The following is a 16,758-nucleotide window of genomic DNA, read 5'->3' as shown; positions in this document are numbered from 1 at the left end:
GGCTTTCCTCGCTCAATATCCTCGCAGCTGTTACGGGACGTTGGCCGTCGAGAGGATGAGGACGACGGTTCAAAAGCAGCCTGTTACAGTACGGAAATTGGCGACCCAACCTCGGCGAGATTTTTGGGGACGGCGAGTGTACTAGCGCTGTCTGCCCTGCTTCATAGACTGCGTCTTTCAAGGAGCAAAGTGCCGTCGCATCTGGAACTTGGGGACGCTCTTCGATCTCGTTGAGGGAGAGGCGGCAGGCCGCGAAGCTGAGCGGACACAATATTGGGGTTAGCCGTGCATTTTGACGTTGTTCATGCTGCTGACCCACGATTTCACGGCGGTACGTCGAGCGCACTGAGAGCTGAGCTGAAGGCGGCGAAACAGTGGGGGGTGAGCTGTGGCCTGCTGCCTTTTTTGGGGCAGCGCACGCGTGAGCTCGGTGTCTTCGACAGTCGTACAGCCACAGCTATCGAGCAATCGAATACTGTTTGGCTCACAGGATCCGAAGACGCTACCTGCGACATTCTTCTGGCTCACCATCCTGCAGTGTTCGAGCGAATGCCGAGTTCGCCGGTGCGTTTGCAGCCTCGCCGTGTCGTGTGTGTGGTCCATCATCCTCTGTTCGACGGCAATCGGGTTCCGCAATACGATCTGGCGGTCGTGGAACGCGTGTTGGATCGGCTCTTTGGTGTTCCGGTCATGTTTGCTCCCGTTGGCCCGAAGGTTCGATCCCAGTTCGACAGTATCGGAACCGAAAGTCCGGCGCTGCTCCGGCACGATTTGTGGAACATGATTGACCTTGGTGAATGGGCATCTCCCCAGCGAACAGGTCCGAGAGGTACCGTCAATTTGGGGCGCCACACGAGAGCGGACCCGGCGAAATGGCCCAGTTCCGCAGATGAGCTACGGGCGGCCTATCCCGACATACCCAATTTCGCCATCAAGGTGTTGGGCGGAGCCCCGACGTCAATCCAACCCTGGATAGGCTCGAACTGGCAGATCAGTCCATTCGCGCAGAACAGCGTATCGGACTTTCTCAGGCGCCTTGATTTTTATGTTTATTTTCACAGCCCGCAGTGGGTGGAAGCCTTCGGCGTATGTATCGCGGAAGCAATGGCGAGCGGTTTGGTGACGGTGCTCGATCCTTCATTTGAAGGCCTCTTCGAAGATGGCGCCGTCTATTGCAACGTTGCCGAAACGCGGAACCTCATCGAGCGATTTGTCGCTTCACCTTCGACCTATCTCCAACAATCAAATGCCGCGCGAGAGCTTGTCCGGAGAAAGTTTGCGATCGATCAATACCCGCACCGCATGGCACGCCTATGCGATGATCTTGAACTGTCCCGGCCCTGCGCCCTGAAATGCAGCAGATCCGCGGGCAACAGCCATCTAGCCGGCAAAACCGCCGAAGGCAAGGCGCCCCGATCATTGCCACGGCGTATGGGCAAAAAGCGGCGGATACTATTCGTCGCGACAAACGGCATCGGGCTCGGACATATCACACGTCTGATGGCTATCGCAGAGCGTCTTCCCGATGACACCGATCCTATTTTCTTTACCCGATCGTCCGGATCCGCATTGGCTTATGCGCGAGGTCACGCTGTTGACTATACTCCTTCCGGCCTGGCGATCGGAGTGACGGACGACAGTTGGAATAGGGCATATGCGCAAGAGCTGTTGACGGCCGTGGAGGCGTTTGATGTTTCGGCGGTGGTGTTCGATGGGAACCGGCCGTTTCCAGGATTGATTGCTGTCGCCGAATGCCGTCGCGATCTGGCCTGGTTTTGGATCCGGCGTGCCTTGTGGCGCCTTGACCACGACCTTGACCCAGCTTCCCAGGATATATTCGACATGGTGATCGAGCCGGGCGAATTTGCTCATGACGAAGACCATGGTCCGACACGCGATATGCTGGGGACTGTCGCCGTCCCGCCTGTGCTTCTGTTGGATCCAGGGACGGGACTGCCCAGGAGCGAAGCTGCCAGCAAGCTAGGTGTCGACCCGGGCCGCTTTACTGTCGCGGTACAACTAGGCTCGCAACGCAACTTTGACTTTGAGGATGTGCCCGGCCTAATTTTTTCCGGCCTGGTGAGGCGGAATATACAAACAGTTCAGATTCTCAATCCGCTCGCGAAACCTTCCAAGCAGGAATGGCCGGGCGTTTTGCGCACAAGCGTTTACCCTTTGGCTGAATATGTCAGCGCGATCGACCTTCTCATCACCACTGCCGGGTACAATAGCTTCCATGAAAGCATCTTGGGAGGAATCCCTTCGATCTTCGTGCCCAACGAAGCGCCGGAAATGGATGACCAGCATCTTCGCGCTGTTTATGCCCAAACAGCAGGCTTGGGTCTTTGCCTGCGGTACTCGGAGGTCGATCGTGTGGAGACAACGCTCGATCTGGCGCTATCTGAGGCCTTCCGCACCGAGGTTCGCCGGCGATTAGCTCGCGTGAGTTACGTCAATGGCGCCGCCATGGCCGCGAATGCGATCGAGCAGCTTATCTTCAGTATCCGCGCTGACCGCCCGCTGCATGCCTCGATTGCTCGCAGGTGAGCGAATGGACGCATCGGCGCTCAGCTGGTCGGCAAGAAACTCCTCGACAGTCGATGAAAGTGTTATTTCGCTGGAGATGTCCCATTTCGCGAGGATCAATGACCAGCGCCGGCGAGTGTATCTTCCATAGATTTCGGGGGAGAGCGAAGGAAGGTAGCCCCGGGCAGGGAGAAATTCCAAAGGGGCGGAACTTGCAGCGATTAGATCGGGACGGAGTTCTGACAGAACGACAACAGGAAATTCGCCATTTGCCCTGCAAGCCTCCACGGCCGTATCAAGGATCTCGAAGAGATTGGCGGGCATCATGCCGAGGACAGAAATAAGGCTCCTAGGCTTGGCTTCCTCGTCCGGATCTTGCAGGACATAAAGGAGGCTGTCCTCCTCATCGCCCGGATCGACGATCCGGGCATTTCTCCTGCGCCTGCCGAACGGCAAAAACCAGCCAACTTTGTCTATGATCCAGCGCAAAGCCATTCCTGCGTTCCTCAAAGTCCATTCTGCTGAACAAAAAGCTCGACTTCTGCCTCGATTTCCTTTCGCGTGGCAGCGTTCAGCTTTTCACCCACCGAAGACCTGGTCCGTTCTGCCTCTTCGACCTTGAAACGAGTGGCGAGCATTGCGTTGAAATATGCCTTTTGCAAATCCGGCTTTCCACGGCTCAAACTGCCCGCCTCGTAACCCTTGGCGAGTTCCAGATAGGCGTCCTCGAAGCCTCGGCGTGCCGACAGTTCCAACAGGGCAAGTGCGCGATTGGCATCGCGAGGAACGTTGCCTTCGCCCTTCACGAGAAGGCGTGCTGCGTAGAAGGGCGCATATTGGTTACCCATTTCGGTCGCGCGGATCATCAGATCATAGCCCCGCTTGACATCTTTCTTGACACCCAAGCCGCTGACATAGGCACGGCCGAGATTCGTCATGGCGTCGATCTGACCTGCATCAGCGGCTGCAGCATAAAGCCTCGTCGCCTCCACATCATCCTTCTTCACGCCGGTACCGCGACGGAAGCTGTCGCCGAGCGCCGTGATCGCATTCGACCAGCCGCTTGATGCTGCAAGTCTGTACCACAGGATCCCCTCTTCGGGATTTTGAGGCACGCCTTGACCGCGGATGTAAGCGGTTCCCACATTCGTCCTTGCTCTGAGATTTCCGAGCGGTGCCGCCTTCATGTAGAAATCCAAGGCACGCTTGTAATCGACCTCCCGGCCGACACCGGCCCGGGCCATGTAACCGAGATTGACGAAAGCGGCGCTGTATTGCTGCTGGCTGGCAAGTTCGTAGAAATGCTCCGCCCAGTCATAGCGTTTCGCTATTTCGAGGACGCGGGCTAACTGAAATTGCAGGCGTGGGTTGCTGGGGTCTGCAGCGAGCGCATAGCCGCAAGAGCGCAGTCCGTCGCGGACGTTCACCAGCCCGTTCGTAACACCGGGTACCACGCGTTGAGGATCGTTGGGATCGGCTGCATATAGATCGCAATCCGTAACGAGCGTCTTCATGCCGCTTTGCGTGTCGGGCATTTCGCGTGGCCAGATACGAAAAGTCTCGCTGACGGCGCGCTCGCCGGCCTGCTGAAAAATAAATTCCGCTCCAGCGGCTGCAGTAGCCTCATCGGACGGCGGTTCGGTGGAAATCGGGGTGGCGGCAAGTGCGCCGCTGACAAAAAGCCCGCGCTTCTGCAACTCTGCAACCTGCAGACTGCTACGTTTGAGCGCTTCACCCGCAAGCTGGCTCTTCGGAAACACTTTGGCGAAACGTTCGAAATCCGTTGGATCCGCGCTATCTTGAATGAAATACCAGAGGACCTGGTCAATAGTCAGCTCGCCATCGCCCCCCGGGACCTCGGGTGCTGGTTTGTCGGCGCCGCCCGGCTTTAGGACGAATTTTGTTTCGATGGAGCCTGTGATCCACGGTATCTGCGATCCGTTGGTGGCAAGGCGCACGTCTCCGCGCACCGTTCGGAACGTGTCGTAGATGTCGAGGTCCGGCTGCTGAAGCGCATTGGCCAGCGCCAAAGAATAAGGGCTGTTCACTCCGGTGCCGTCGTAAGCTACTTCGCCGGCGCCTGTGGCGAAGGCGATGAGAACCTGACCTGCGCCGGCCTCGATATTTGCCAATCCCTGTCGCAGTCCCTTTTCCGAGGTGAGCGGGTTATTGCGGCAGGCGTCCAAAATGATCAGCTTGACGCCGACCGGGTCGTCCTTGACGATGTCAATGAGGTCATTGAGAACCATGGCGTCATCGATGACTTCCTTAGCAGATCCGGTTCGTACATCGACGGGTAGCAGCAGGCTTCGCCCTTCGTACTGCAGCGCGTGTCCCGCGTAGTAGAGGATAGCAAGATCAGCGCCGAGAAGATGGCTGCGGATGGCATTTTCGAGATCGCCAGCGGCGGCTTTCTTGACGTCGTAGAAAAGCAGAACATCGAAACCAAGCTCCGTGAGTGTCGCGGCAATCAGCTTGGAATCGTTTTTCGGGTTAGCGAGAGGCGCAAATTCGTATTCGCCGTTCCCCACCACGATGGCGGCTTTGCGCTCCGCATAGGCCATCTGCGAGAATGCCGTTAAGAACAGCGCCAACAGCGGAACCAAGAATATCCATTTCGGCCGAAAGTAGGAACTTCTTTGCATCATGGCAGGTAAACCCAGCTTGTTGACTTCGTTGTCCTGATGAGCGGCAAGAATAATGCCTCCATAGTAATGCAATCTTTGCAACTTCGCATGGGGGAAAAAGGATCAAACCTAGAGGAAGCCACTCCAAAAATGGCTTTGCGTGTCCAGGCCGATGCATTTATCGCCGGATCATTTGCCCGCAGAAGATAGACCCGGTGCAATAGCCATGCGTCTTTCGAGGTGGTGGGTCTTTATGGTAAGTTCATGATCCAGGACTGCCGGCGTCACGAGACAGGGGCACTCTCCGCATGGACGAACAACGCAAGACAACCGTCCAGACGCCGCTTGGACCAGCGACGCTGACCTTCACGCACCTTATCGGCCATGACGAGATCAGCAGGTGTTTTGCCTTCACCGTCGGTTTTATCAGCCCCGACGCGAACGTCGACGCCCTGAGGCTTCTTGGAAAGCCAATTTCGGTTGAGGGGGAGGCAGGAGACCCGAAGCGGTGGTTCAGCGGCCTCGTTTCAGACTTTCGCCTGACCCGCATCGAAGAAGGGTTTGCCTATTACGAGGCGGAGCTGCGGCCTTGGCTTTGGCTGCTGGGTAACACCACCGACTGTCGCATCTTCCAGAACATGAATGTGGTGGAGATCGTCGAGCAGATATTCTCGAAATATAAGCCCGCCAAGTTCGAGAAGCGGCTGCAGGGTTCCTACGAGGCACGGGAATACTGCGTGCAGTATGACGAAACCGACCTGGACTTCGTGCAGCGGCTGCTCGAGCATGAAGGCATCATGTACTTCTTCGAATATGGCGAGGGAGAACACACCCTCATACTTGCCGACGCCATGAACAAGCTGAAGCCTGCGCCGGGTTATGCGACGGTCAAGTTCCGCGCCGAAGGAGAACCACTGCGCCGAGACCAGGAATATATCACGGAGTGGGTGTTAACCAGTTCCGTCCAGCCGGGCACCTATGCCCACACGGATTACGATTTCACCAAGCCCGGCGCCGACCTGATGGCGCAGTCGGCGCAGCCGTTTGCTCACGCGCAATCGCAGGGAGAGTATTATCGCCATCCCGGCGCCCATCTAACAGTGGGACGCGGTGATACCGTCGCCGTGGTGCGGCGCGAGGAAATTCAGGCAGCCCATCAGCGCATCGCCGCCGCCGGCACCGTGCGGGGGCTCGCTTCGGGCTGCAACTTCAAACTGGAAAATTTCCCGCGCAAGGATCAGAACACGGAGCATGTCGTCCTGCGCGCCGACTACCGCCTGTTTGACCCAGGCTACCGCCCCGCCGTTTATGCAGAGGAAGAAAGCTTTCGCGCGACGCTCCAGATCGCGCCGACTTCCGCTACTTACCGGCCGCCGCGCACCACGCGTCGGCCGATCATGCGGGGTCCGCAAACCGCGACGGTGGTCGGCCCTTCGGGCGAGGAAATCTTCACGGACAAATATGCGCGAGTGAAGGTGCAGTTTCACTGGGACCGCCTCGGCAAGAAGGACCAGAACAGTTCCTGCTTCGTGCGGGTCTCGCAAACCTGGGCGGGTGGGGGCTGGGGCTTCATCCAGATCCCCCGCATCGGCCAGGAGGTTATCGTCGATTTCCTCGAGGGAGATCCCGACCGACCGATCATCACCGGCAGGGTCTATAACGGCAAGGAGATGCCTCCCTATGAGCTGCCGGGAAATGCCACCCAGTCCGGGTTGAAGACGAATTCCTCGCCTGGCGGCGGAGGTTGGAACGAACTGCGTTTCGAGGACAAGGCGGGATCGGAAGAGGTCTATTTCCAGGCGCAGAAGGACCACAACCTGCTGATCAAGAACGACCGCAGCAAGCTGGTCCAGCACGACCAAGCGGACCGCATCGACAACAATGCCAAGCACTCTGTCGGGGTGAACCTCGACGAGGACGTCGGCAACAACAAGACGACCAAAGTGGGCGTCGACCGCACCGTCAACATCGGCTCCAACGATACCGAGACGGTGGGTATCAACCGCTCTCTCACCGTCGGCGCGGACGAGACGATCGAAATCGGCGCGAATTCCACCGAGACCATTGGTTCCAACCACACCCAGACTGTTGGCATCGTCCAGACGGTCACCGTGGGTGCGGGCCGGATCGATACGGTTGGGGCCTCTGAAGCCCGATCGGTCGGGGCGGCACAGATGAACTCCATCGGCGCGTCGCGATCGGTCAGCGTCGGTATCAGCCAGAGCCATGACATCGGTACATCCGACAGCTGGGAGATCGGCGCTGACCAGAGCATCGAGATTGGCGGCGGACAGACGAGCGAGATCGGCAAGGGCCGTAGCGCAAAGATCGGCGAGGACGATGCAACCGAGATCGGAGGGGCCCGGGCGGTGAAGATCGCCAAGGGCAGCGCGGTCGAGGTGGGTGAGGACGGCGTGATCAAGATCGGAAAAGATCTGCTGATCGAAGCCGGCGACTCGATCGTCATCAAGTGCGGCTCGGCAGCCATTGCAATGAAGAAGGATGGCACGATCTCGATCGAAGGCAAGGATATTTCGGTCAGGGCCACGGGCAAGTTCAACGGCAAGGCGTCCGGTGAGGTCGTTTGGAAGGGCAGCAAGATCAGTCATAATTGAGGGGTTTTCAGATGTTCGACACACGGGAACGTATCGAAGGAGTGGTGATCGGCGTGTTGCTGGGTTTCGAGGCAGGCGCGCCACTGGTGGTCTTTCCCGGCAACCCCCGGGATACTGCATTGCCCGCACGAAGCTTAGCCGACCTCACATCAGCAATGATCGGTGCCGAAGTCGCGCTGCTCTTCGAGGGTGGAGACGCGACGCGACCGCTGATCGTCGGCCGAATCGTGGAGCCGGCGCGCAAATCTTCGACGCCAAATGTCATTCGTGATGGAGAGCGCGTGCGGATCACTGGAGAGGAGCGCATCGAGCTTCGTTGCGGCAAGGCGACGATCATTATGGAAAAGGACGGCCATATCACCATTCGCGGCACCTATGTGACCAGCCACGCCAGCGCCGCAAATCGCATTCGTGGCGGATCGGTGAACCTCAACTGATGCCATCCGCGCCTGTTCTTCGCGAAATCGTCCGCCAGCATGCCGAGATGGCGGCATTCCTGTGGACGGTCTACGACTACCACCTGCTTCATCCGAACGAAAACCCTGACATGGATGACGAGCGCCTTGCGCGCTTGGTCGAGCGCCTCGAGGCGCATCTCGACGGGCTACGGGTGGCGGGGGAGGCGGGCCAGCAAATTGCCAAGGAGCGGTACGCCGAGTTTCCGGAATCAGGGGAGCTGTTTGTGGTGAGGATGCTTTCGGTGAAGAAGGCGTGGCGGATCGTGGAGCTCGATGTGGAAAAGGTGAGGGCGTATTTGGCGGTCACACTCGGCTGAATCGGCTGCAGACCAATGCACAAGGCAACACGACCTCTGAACAAAACTTATACGATATCGCCGCCAATGCCACGAGAAGGCTCCCGGCAACGCCCCGAGTGGGTGGAAGCTCACCGGGTGCGTCGGGAATCGCGATCCTTACCGCACCGGCGAATTTTGCCGCCTCTTTGGAGCGCGGCATCGGCCTGCTGGTATAAGCTCTCTACTCGTCCTCCAAGTCATAGTTGAATTCAAGGCACGGGTACGACTTACCATCATATCGGACAATTTCATTGTTGCCGGCGATCGCTAAGTGCCGGGCACTGGCTCGCAAGCTGTACGAAAAGACGTTCGCTTTCGATACTTTAAAGGTACTCCCTTCGACAACCATGAGCCCCTCGGAGCCTGCCCCGACAAAGATCCTTCCCTTAAACAAGGCGAGGTCATAGTAGTCAGATGAGGGTACGTCCCATTGCACCCACCTCTCGGCCGCCCAGACGCCCGCAAAATCAGACATGCCGCAAAGAAGGACACTTCCATCATCAAGGACCAGCAAGGATTGCAGATCCACATTCGTGCTCAAGTCAAACGCTGTCCAATCCGACCCATCGAAGCTTGCAAATAGCCCATCGGTGCCGCAAGCGTAGACGATGCCAGCAGGACTGGCGCGCACGCACAACACGTTGCTGCGCAATTTCGGTAGGGCCCGCCAAGTGATGCCGTCGCGTTGATAAACGCTCCCGTTAAAACCAAATGCATATATGCGACCATCTATGGCGCGATGGACACCAGTAAAGATTGTCTTGAGGTCGGCTGTCTGAGTCACGCGGCCATTTCGAACTTCGATGACTTTTCCCGTTCCTTCCGCGAGGATAAAATGATCGGGCGCGATCATATCGAAGTCGGCGACGAGGCGGTGCTCGTCAGCCAATTCCAATTCGTCGCCGTCCGGAAAATTCTCCAGGAGCATGAGGCTGGAAACGAAATACTCGCCATCTGTGGTAACCATCAGGCCAACCACATCGCCGTTGTCTAGAGGAACTGCCGTGTGGCAGGTTGTCGTAGAATCATCATCTGGCATGTCTAACCTATTTGGATTTCTTCTTCCCCTTGCTCTTCCGGGCGCGCTTCTTGCGTGGGCCTGGTACGCGGCAGTCTTGCTTCTCCAGCTCTTCCACACTTGACGCACCAGTAATCCGCATGAAGTACTCGTCGATGATTGCTTTCAAGCATTTAAGCGCCTCCGGACTGTTGCGAATTCCCTCGTGTCCTGCGGCAGTGAATTTTAGATTTTCGTCGCGCGCTTCTTTGTAGCTGACCTTGACTTTTCCGTCGCCCCTTAGCTTGGTTGCCCAGTCATTTTGCAACGCCGATTTTATACCATGCTGGGTCCTTGTTTTGGTGCCGTCGTTCAAACAAATGCACGGCGCATCGTCCAAATCATATCCTCCAAAGCCGGGCGCGGCCGGACCTCTTCGCTTTTGGTTGACGCACGCATTCTGCAGCAGGTGATCTGACTGTTGTTTACCTTTCTTGCATCGGCCCTTTTTCTCCCGGTCGCGGTAGGGATGCACCATAATCCCCAGATCATTCAGAACCTGAACACAGTCTACGCCTTTGACATTGATCTTAGCGATGTGCGGCCACGTCACGGTATTAGAAATCGGAGAGCCGTGGTTGTTGGTGGCCAGATCCGACATGCGAATTACCGGCTCGCCGTCAAATTTTACATCGTTAGACCAGCTGCTGAAATATTCCTTGCCGGTATTATTCGATGTGATGATGCCTTTCTTGGCGGCGCAGCCTGCCTCGGTGCCCGACGTTCTCGACAGGTCGGACTTGTTCTTGATGTTGACGGTCTGGCCGCCGATCTTGACCGTACCCGTGCCCTTCTCGGTGTCACTGGCGAATCCGAAGCTTGGATAGGGTATCGGAACACCCGGCGGCGTTGCAGGGTTCTCGGGCGGCGTGAAGCAGGTATCCGGGAAAACCGCGATGGTTTTGGCGTTTACTGCCTTGCCCGAGATTTCAAGTCCGTTGGCGAAAACGTTCGACATCACGCTGCTCTTGTCGCCAGGATCGCGGCGCCGCAAGCGCCGGAATCGTTAGAGGCTTCGATCAAGACCGGGTTGCCGGCGGCGTAGCCCTTACGGGCGGCGGTGAAAGCCATCCCAATCATCATCGGCACGGCGGCTGCTCCGACATTGCCGAGGCTTTCTCCCGGCGACCAGATGTCTTGGAAGTCATGCCGGCCGCGCAGCAGGCGCAGGCTTGCCAATGCGGATTGCTTGAACCAATATTGCTCGCCGACGAGATCGGCAATGCGGTAGCCCACCCGGTTCATCTCGATGCCGGTTTCCTGAAGTGCGGCGCGGTAGGCCGAGGTCATGCCGTCACCCCGCAACGGCAGATCCTCCGCGTTGTAGATGAATGCCTGCTCGCGGGCGAGGCCGACCCCAAATAGGCGAAGGCCGCTGTTTTGCGAACGCATGCAAAGCACGGCTGCCGCGGCTTCCCCGGGGATGAAGCCATTCGGATTGCTTGGGGTCAACAGCCGCGCATTGGCGAGATAATAAGCAATAGCCTCCACCGTTAAATAGCTGTCGACGCCAGCGATCATCACATAGGGCGCTTCGCCCGCCGCTAGTATGCGGCGCGCCTGCTCCAGGGCGACGTGTCCCGAGGGACGCCCATTGGCCACAATCCTGGCGCGACCGTGCGGTGGGCTTTCCACGATCTCGGCGATGTGCTGGAGCAAGCGCGCACCATCGTGCACCGGCCGGCCGGGCCGTTCCTCCTCGGCAAGGCAGAGAATTAGGGCCGTCTGTCCGCGCGCCTCGGGCACGGCTTCGAAGGCCTCGCAAATGGCGCCCGCCGCCAGATGGGCCATACGCTTTTCGCCGACCCAATGGCGCGGCAAGGGTACCGGAGCTCCAATCAACCAATCTCCGCTGGATCCCAGATAGCGCGTCTGCTGAAAGCCGTCGAGGCCGGCCCGCATCGCTGCGCATGCGGAGGGGGCGTTGAGGCCAACCGCCGTTACCATACCGATCGAGACGATGTCCATCGGCGTGGTCATGCCTCTTCCTCCTCTTCCGACGCAGGCGCACTGCTCGCACGCACAAAGGCGCGACCTGCGGCCCGCGCCCTAAGCATGGATTCCGTGGGTGTGCCGACCCAGCATTCGCTAAAGTCGAGGATCGTCCGATGAATGGGCTGCGACACGCGCCAGACCAGTGATAAGCGCCGGTTCTCCGGATCAAACAAAACGGTGTCGGGCGGTATCGCACTCTCGAAGGCTTTCTCACGGCCCTTGAACAGTGTCATCGGCAGACTGGTGGTCGGCAGGAGAAAGGTCTCGCGTCCGGCAGGCGTAAGGTTGACCAGCATCACCTCTTCGCCGCCCTTCGGAGGGTCTGTCTGCTGGTCGGGCGGCGCCATCTGGAAATAGCGCTCGTCGAAATCCGGCGGCAGGAACGGGAAGACATTGTCGATCCAGTTCTGGTCGTAGGTGCCGCCGAATTCGATCCTGCCCGGCCAGCCGCGTCCCATCGGGCCAAAGCTCATTGGCCGGTAGTCGCCGAAGGGCGAGCGGATTTCCTCGCCGACCGCCTGGGTGTTGGGAAGGGGGAGGCCGGGGATCAGATGCTGGTTGCGCGTGCGCGCCCAGCCGATGCCGACAGGGTTGAGCGGGTAGCTTGCGGGAAGCCTGTCGTCCGGGTCGAGGGTGTCGGTGCCTCCCCACGCCGTATCATAGGAGAAGGGCTGACGCAGGAAGGGTTGCGGGGCAGTGGCGACGAAGACCGGTCCGCGGGCGCGCCATTCGCGATGCCCGACCACATCGAAGATCTTTGACCAGTTGCCCACCTTGATTCCGACGCTGACACGGTCGGCCGGACGGCTGCCAGGAGCATAGGCACATCCATTGGCGATGATGTCGCAGCGGGGCTTTCGAAAAGCAAAGTCCGACTCCCAGAGGGTGGCCGAAAAACCCGGCTCACCCGTATGTGTGTCGGCCATCACCAGTGGCACCTGCACCGATGATTTTCGCACACGACCGCCCGGCGTTTCCGGAAAGTCGAAGGTTCCCTTAACAACGACGACGATGTGTTCGCGGCCCTCTTTGTCCATGCCCATCGTGAATTCCGTCGGAAAGCCGGTCTGGTTCCAGATCTGCATCAGCCAGCCTCCAAACCTTCGGGAAAGAAGTGGCGGAGCGCTGATTCAGGTGCGCCAGGATCAACCTCGATTGCCTTGCACTGGCCCGTCCACAATGCCATGCGCCGGACCGGGTCGCCGGACGCCGTGATCGCGGGATAGGGCAGGGACACAAGGCGGGCAGCCAGTCCGTCGCCGTCCATCTCGCCGTCGCTGGCGGACTTTCCCGCAGCTTCCAGCGCCTCGAGCCAGTCTGCGGCGAGGGTGGCGATGTCAGTGGAGGCGATCGGCGGCGCAGCCGCGATAGTCAACGGAAACCGCCGACCCGCGCGGTCGGCGCTTGCCATCACCACGCCGGTCATGGGTCCGAAGGCTTCCGGCCCGAGGATAAATCGCAACGCTAGATGAGCCGACACCGAACCTTCCGAAAATCGGTGAACCAGATGCCGGGTGATCCAGCGGTCCCATGGGCCAACGAAGGATGCCGTCAGGCCGCGCGTGACGAAATCCCCCATCGCGGGCAGTTTTCCGAAGAAGCCTGGCAGGATCACAGCTGCGTCGGGCACGAAAACCTCGCAAACATTTTCAAGTCGTAGGGATTGGCCACGCTTGCTGCCCGAAGCTCGAAATCGGCGTAGTGGCCCTGTGCGGCAAGCCGCAGCTTGTAAAGTTCCGGAAGCTCGGTCCCGCTCAACCGGCCGGCCCGCAGCATGCGCAGGAAAGCCCAGCTCCCGGTTTCGCTGACCATCACTTCCGGTGAACCGTCGATCGGCTGGAAGGCAAGGGTAATTACGCCCGTTCCGTCCTTGCCCGGCCAAGTCATCGGCTGGGGGCGAGTTGGGTTGTTGAAATAGGTGAGGCTCTGGCCGTCGACGTTCAACGTCACGCGGCCGACCGTCGGCGAAAGGTCCTTGGGCTCGAGCGTAAAGGTCAAGATCGGTCCGGCACCACCTGGAAAGAGGCTGTCGCGGATCAGCCGGGCCTGTTCCAAGGCGGCTAAAGCTGACGAATCGAGCCGGATGTCAGCGCGCCATTTCCAAGGGTGACGCGTCATGTCGACATAGTTGATCAGCTGATTGTTGATGAAGCTGTCAATCAGCCCGCCCGGACCAAAGACCCGCGCAAAGTCGACCACGTTGACATCGATTGCGCTGTCAGGAATGAACGGATAGCGGTTCGCCAGCGCCGCTTGACAGAAAGGCAACACGTCGGCGCGCCAGATGGCGTTAAGTTCAGAGGTGACCGCTTCCGTTGTAAGGCCGCTCGTGTCGCCGGCGATGCCGGCCAGCCAGTCGTCTAGCGGGTCGGGGAGGGTTATGGCCTGTTTTGCCACCGCCCCTGTGAGTTCCGCCAAGCCGCCTTGCCGCTTTATTGCATCCTGGGCATCGGGACTTGCCGATACGGTCTGCAGCATGTTCGAGAGCGCAGTGAGCGCCGCGACGGCGTCATTGAGTGCTGGAGGTTGGCCGTCGACCTCGGCGATCGCGGCTTTGATGGGTTTGAAATGCTCGGCAACCAGCGTGCCCGAGAGGTCCACTTCAGCCTTGGAGCCGGGGGCGGGCATCAGCTTCACGCCCTTCTTGGCAAGCTTGCCGATTTTGCCGAGCTTGGACAAAAGCTTGGAAGTTGCAGCCGGAGGGACTTTGCCCCCAGCGTCATCTTCAGAACGGGTAAGTTCCGTCTCCTGCACGATGGCGTTCAGCAGCCGCTTCATCGAAGAGTCTGCGCTGGAGAGATCCTTGAGATTTTCGCTCGCCGTCTGGAGGTCTACCAGCGGCGCGAGCCTTACGTCGCGCAGGAAGCTGTCCCACTTCGCGATGTAATCGTCGTAGTAAAGTTTGAGGATGTCCTGGGAAAGCGCGGCGACTGACGGGTTGGCATTTTCCGAGCAGCCTCCGGCGAAGATGGAGCGATCGAGTGCAGCCTGCGTGGCCACGTCCTCCAGGCGCGCAAGAACCACGTTGTGAAAGCCATCATAGGTGAAGGCGCCGCTGATGCCCACTCTAAGGGTCTTGTCCGAGCGTCGAGCGAGAACCTTAAGGCCGTTTGGGCCGACGTGGTCCGCCGGGATCCAATCCTTAAGCGCTCTGACCTCCGTATCTGAGAGCAGTGCATTATAGGCACGCACTGGAAGCGGAATTGAGCAGATGCTCCGCAATGCTTCGCCCACCAGCGCCTCATCGGGCTGGATAAGCGCTTGATCCGCCGCCATGTTGTCGATTGCAGCGAGTTGATGGTCAGCGGCCATCTCGGTCCGGAAGGGCGGCACGGGCGAGAATTCAGGCAATCGCTCCGTCCACCATTGCTTGGCGAATTCGGGGTCCATCGGCGACAATCCGGTCATCATGCGGTACGTCTTCAAGGCGCCGAGAAGGAATTCCGGATCGCGGATCTGACGCCACATCGTCGCCTCGAGCAGCGCGACCATGCGCGGTTCCAATATGTTGCGCAACGAGCGGTGATAGGCGTCGGCCTGTGCCTGTCTGATCTCGGTCGCCGCAGAAGGCCCGATCAAGGCAGCAATGCCACTTGGCGGCTCGGTACGGGCATTCGATACTTCGGTTGCGGCCTCAAGCGCCACATCCAGATCGAGCGGTTCCAGCGGCGCTTGACGCGCAGCAACCGGAGTGAGCGGAAGCTGCAAGGCTTCAAGCTGTTCGGCCTGCGCCGAAAGAGCCGCGTTGTTTTTCCGATAAGAAACCGTAAAGGCCAGACCGGCCACGACAACTGATGCCGCGGCGGCCACTGCAGCGCCGCGCCATATCCAGATACGCCGTTCCTCTGCGGCAGGATCGAATGTGCCGAGGCCCGCCTCCTTGAAGATCACTTTCGTGAGCAGGTCCTTCAGGAAGAAGCTGCGCTTCTCAACCCGCGGCATCGGCGCAGCGAGCTGTGCCGGGAGACCGAAAGAGGAAGCGAGGGATGCCGTCAGGCGGTCGATTGCCGTGCCTTCCTGAGTGGCGGAGGTTAGATAGATGCCGCGCAACCAGGCGCTTTCGGCATAGCGGCTTTCACCGAACACGGTTTCGACCAGCACGCGAATAGGCTCGGAAAGGCTTTCAACCTGTGCCGGGAAGCGGAAGATCTCTGCACGGGCGGTAAGGTTTTCTTCATCTTCAAGACGAGGAACGAGGCGTCGTTCGAGCACGCCAACCAATGCTGCGAGTTCCCGTGTGACCTCGCTGCCGTCGATGCTCGCGCCGGGGGGGAAGGTTGCTCCCCAAACCTGTTCGCGATCGGCCGTCGAGAGCCCTCCGTAGAAAGTCTCGAACCCCTTTATGAGATCGGCTTTGGTCAGCATCAGGTAGACGGGCAGGCGGATCTCGAGCCGTTCCTGAAGTTCGGTCAGCCGTTTGCGGATCTGACGGCCATGCGCCCGAATGGTCGCGTCGCCTTCCAAAAGCGTGTCGATGGCGAGTGCTACGATGACGCCGTTCAAGGCCCGGCGGCCCCGGTGCTTTTTCAGGAGATCGAGGAAGCCCAACCATTCCGCTGCGTCGACGTCGGGTTGGCTTTCCTGTTGAACGTAGCGGCCCGCAGTGTCGATCAGCACCGCCTCTTCGGAAAAGAACCAGTCGCAGTTGCGCGTCCCGCCCACCCCATGCAAATCGTCGGACAGGTCGATGGGGAAGCTCAGTCCAGATTGCCGTAGTGCCGTTGTCTTGCCGGTCGCAGGCGGGCCGATGATGACGTACCAAGGCATCTCGCGGAGAAACTTTCGGCCGCCGATTTTTTGGCGTTTCAGCTCCGCCATCACTTCCCGGAACTTTGCGCCCACGGAGGCGACGCCTTCCTCGGCCGGGCTAGGGGGCGCTTCCGGCGGCGGGGCGATTTCCGAAACGAAAAGGCGATTGGCGCGGATTGCCCGGCGTTGTGCCGCGATCCACCAGATGAGAAACAGCGCGAAGAGAAGGCCAATGATGACCAATCGCACCGTCTCGGACGCTAACGGCGCGCGCTCTCCGACACTGATGATTGGGCCGAAGATCCAGACGATCAGGGACAGCAACACGAGCCCGATGAAGGTCCAGAGCCAGCGCGAGGTTAGGATCGCCCAGAGGAAGCGGAAGATCGCCAT

At 59.4% G+C, this 16,758-nt stretch carries 11 protein-coding genes; 4 read left to right on the top strand and 7 right to left on the bottom strand.

Annotated features, from left to right (window positions below; genetic code table 11):
- The first annotated feature begins 285 nt into the window (after positions 1 to 285).
- Positions 286 to 2,547 carry a glycosyltransferase gene (locus tag RGR602_RS30175; protein ID WP_040115658.1) on the top strand — a complete coding sequence of 754 codons (2,262 nt, stop codon included), beginning with the start codon at positions 286 to 288 and terminating at the stop codon, positions 2,545 to 2,547.
- Between the two features lie 485 nt (positions 2,548 to 3,032).
- Here the strand turns inward: RGR602_RS30175 and RGR602_RS30170 are convergent, their stop codons facing one another.
- On the bottom strand, positions 3,033 to 5,174 hold the full coding sequence (locus tag RGR602_RS30170) for a caspase family protein (RefSeq protein WP_040116609.1): 2,142 nt from the start codon (positions 5,172 to 5,174) through the stop codon (positions 3,033 to 3,035).
- A 287-nt stretch (positions 5,175 to 5,461) separates the two neighbouring features.
- Between RGR602_RS30170 and RGR602_RS30165 the strand changes: the two genes are divergently transcribed.
- Genes RGR602_RS30165 through RGR602_RS30155 form a run of 3 tightly spaced genes read left to right on the top strand, consistent with a single transcriptional unit; the run spans position 5,462 to position 8,543 of the window.
- The gene (locus tag RGR602_RS30165) at positions 5,462 to 7,768 is read left to right on the top strand and encodes a type VI secretion system Vgr family protein (protein ID WP_040115657.1); all 2,307 of its coding nucleotides are present in this window, start codon (positions 5,462 to 5,464) and stop codon (positions 7,766 to 7,768) included.
- 11 nt (positions 7,769 to 7,779) lie between these two features.
- On the top strand, positions 7,780 to 8,205 hold the full coding sequence (locus tag RGR602_RS30160) for a DUF6484 domain-containing protein (RefSeq protein ID WP_040115656.1): 426 nt from the start codon (positions 7,780 to 7,782) through the stop codon (positions 8,203 to 8,205).
- Positions 8,205 to 8,543 (top strand): hypothetical protein, encoded by a 339-nt coding sequence (locus RGR602_RS30155; RefSeq protein ID WP_040115655.1) that lies wholly within the window; start codon positions 8,205 to 8,207, stop codon positions 8,541 to 8,543. Before RGR602_RS30160 ends, RGR602_RS30155 begins: the two co-directional genes overlap by 1 nt.
- Positions 8,544 to 8,745: 202 nt before the next feature.
- Here the strand turns inward: RGR602_RS30155 and RGR602_RS30150 are convergent, their stop codons facing one another.
- The 6 genes from RGR602_RS30150 to tssM all read right to left on the bottom strand — a co-directional run bounded on the left by RGR602_RS30150 (position 8,746) and on the right by tssM (position 16,758).
- Positions 8,746 to 9,531, bottom strand: a complete 786-nt coding sequence (locus RGR602_RS30150) for a beta propeller repeat protein (RefSeq protein WP_207647050.1) — start codon at positions 9,529 to 9,531, stop codon at positions 8,746 to 8,748.
- Positions 9,532 to 9,610: 79 nt separating this feature from the next.
- On the bottom strand, positions 9,611 to 10,579 hold the full coding sequence (locus RGR602_RS38980) for a DUF4150 domain-containing protein (RefSeq protein WP_082046732.1): 969 nt from the start codon (positions 10,577 to 10,579) through the stop codon (positions 9,611 to 9,613).
- Positions 10,579 to 11,601, bottom strand: a complete 1,023-nt coding sequence (locus RGR602_RS30140; protein WP_040115653.1) for a beta-ketoacyl synthase N-terminal-like domain-containing protein — start codon at positions 11,599 to 11,601, stop codon at positions 10,579 to 10,581. The genes RGR602_RS38980 and RGR602_RS30140 overlap by 1 nt, the downstream gene beginning before the upstream one ends.
- Positions 11,598 to 12,701 carry a DUF2169 family type VI secretion system accessory protein gene (locus RGR602_RS30135; protein WP_040115652.1) on the bottom strand — a complete coding sequence of 368 codons (1,104 nt, stop codon included), beginning with the start codon at positions 12,699 to 12,701 and terminating at the stop codon, positions 11,598 to 11,600. Before RGR602_RS30135 ends, RGR602_RS30140 begins: the two co-directional genes overlap by 4 nt.
- Positions 12,701 to 13,246 carry a type VI secretion system-associated protein TagF gene (tagF, locus tag RGR602_RS30130; RefSeq protein WP_040115651.1) on the bottom strand — a complete coding sequence of 182 codons (546 nt, stop codon included), beginning with the start codon at positions 13,244 to 13,246 and terminating at the stop codon, positions 12,701 to 12,703. The genes RGR602_RS30135 and tagF overlap by 1 nt, the downstream gene beginning before the upstream one ends.
- The gene (tssM, locus tag RGR602_RS30125) at positions 13,228 to 16,758 is read right to left on the bottom strand and encodes a type VI secretion system membrane subunit TssM (RefSeq protein ID WP_040115650.1); all 3,531 of its coding nucleotides are present in this window, start codon (positions 16,756 to 16,758) and stop codon (positions 13,228 to 13,230) included. The genes tagF and tssM overlap by 19 nt, the downstream gene beginning before the upstream one ends.

The sequence above is a fragment of the Rhizobium gallicum bv. gallicum R602sp genome (assembly GCF_000816845.1).
Taxonomy (GTDB): domain Bacteria; phylum Pseudomonadota; class Alphaproteobacteria; order Rhizobiales; family Rhizobiaceae; genus Rhizobium; species Rhizobium gallicum.
This window is presented reverse-complemented; position numbering and strand designations above follow the sequence as displayed.

Bases quoted from the DNA above. Each gene is read 5' to 3' on its own strand.
- RGR602_RS30170 (WP_040116609.1), bottom strand. From the start codon at position 5,174: ATGATGCAAAGAAGTTCCTACTTTCGGCCGAAATGGATATTCTTGGTT.
- RGR602_RS30165 (WP_040115657.1), top strand. From the start codon at position 5,462: ATGGACGAACAACGCAAGACAACCGTCCAGACGCCGCTTGGACCAGCG.
- RGR602_RS30160 (WP_040115656.1), top strand. From the start codon at position 7,780: ATGTTCGACACACGGGAACGTATCGAAGGAGTGGTGATCGGCGTGTTG.
- RGR602_RS30155 (WP_040115655.1), top strand. From the start codon at position 8,205: ATGCCATCCGCGCCTGTTCTTCGCGAAATCGTCCGCCAGCATGCCGAG.
- RGR602_RS30150 (WP_207647050.1), bottom strand. From the start codon at position 9,531: ATGGTTACCACAGATGGCGAGTATTTCGTTTCCAGCCTCATGCTCCTG.
- RGR602_RS38980 (WP_082046732.1), bottom strand. From the start codon at position 10,579: ATGTCGAACGTTTTCGCCAACGGACTTGAAATCTCGGGCAAGGCAGTA.
- RGR602_RS30140 (WP_040115653.1), bottom strand. From the start codon at position 11,601: ATGACCACGCCGATGGACATCGTCTCGATCGGTATGGTAACGGCGGTT.
- RGR602_RS30135 (WP_040115652.1), bottom strand. From the start codon at position 12,701: ATGCAGATCTGGAACCAGACCGGCTTTCCGACGGAATTCACGATGGGC.
- tssM (WP_040115650.1), bottom strand. From the start codon at position 16,758: ATGGCGATCTTCCGCTTCCTCTGGGCGATCCTAACCTCGCGCTGGCTC.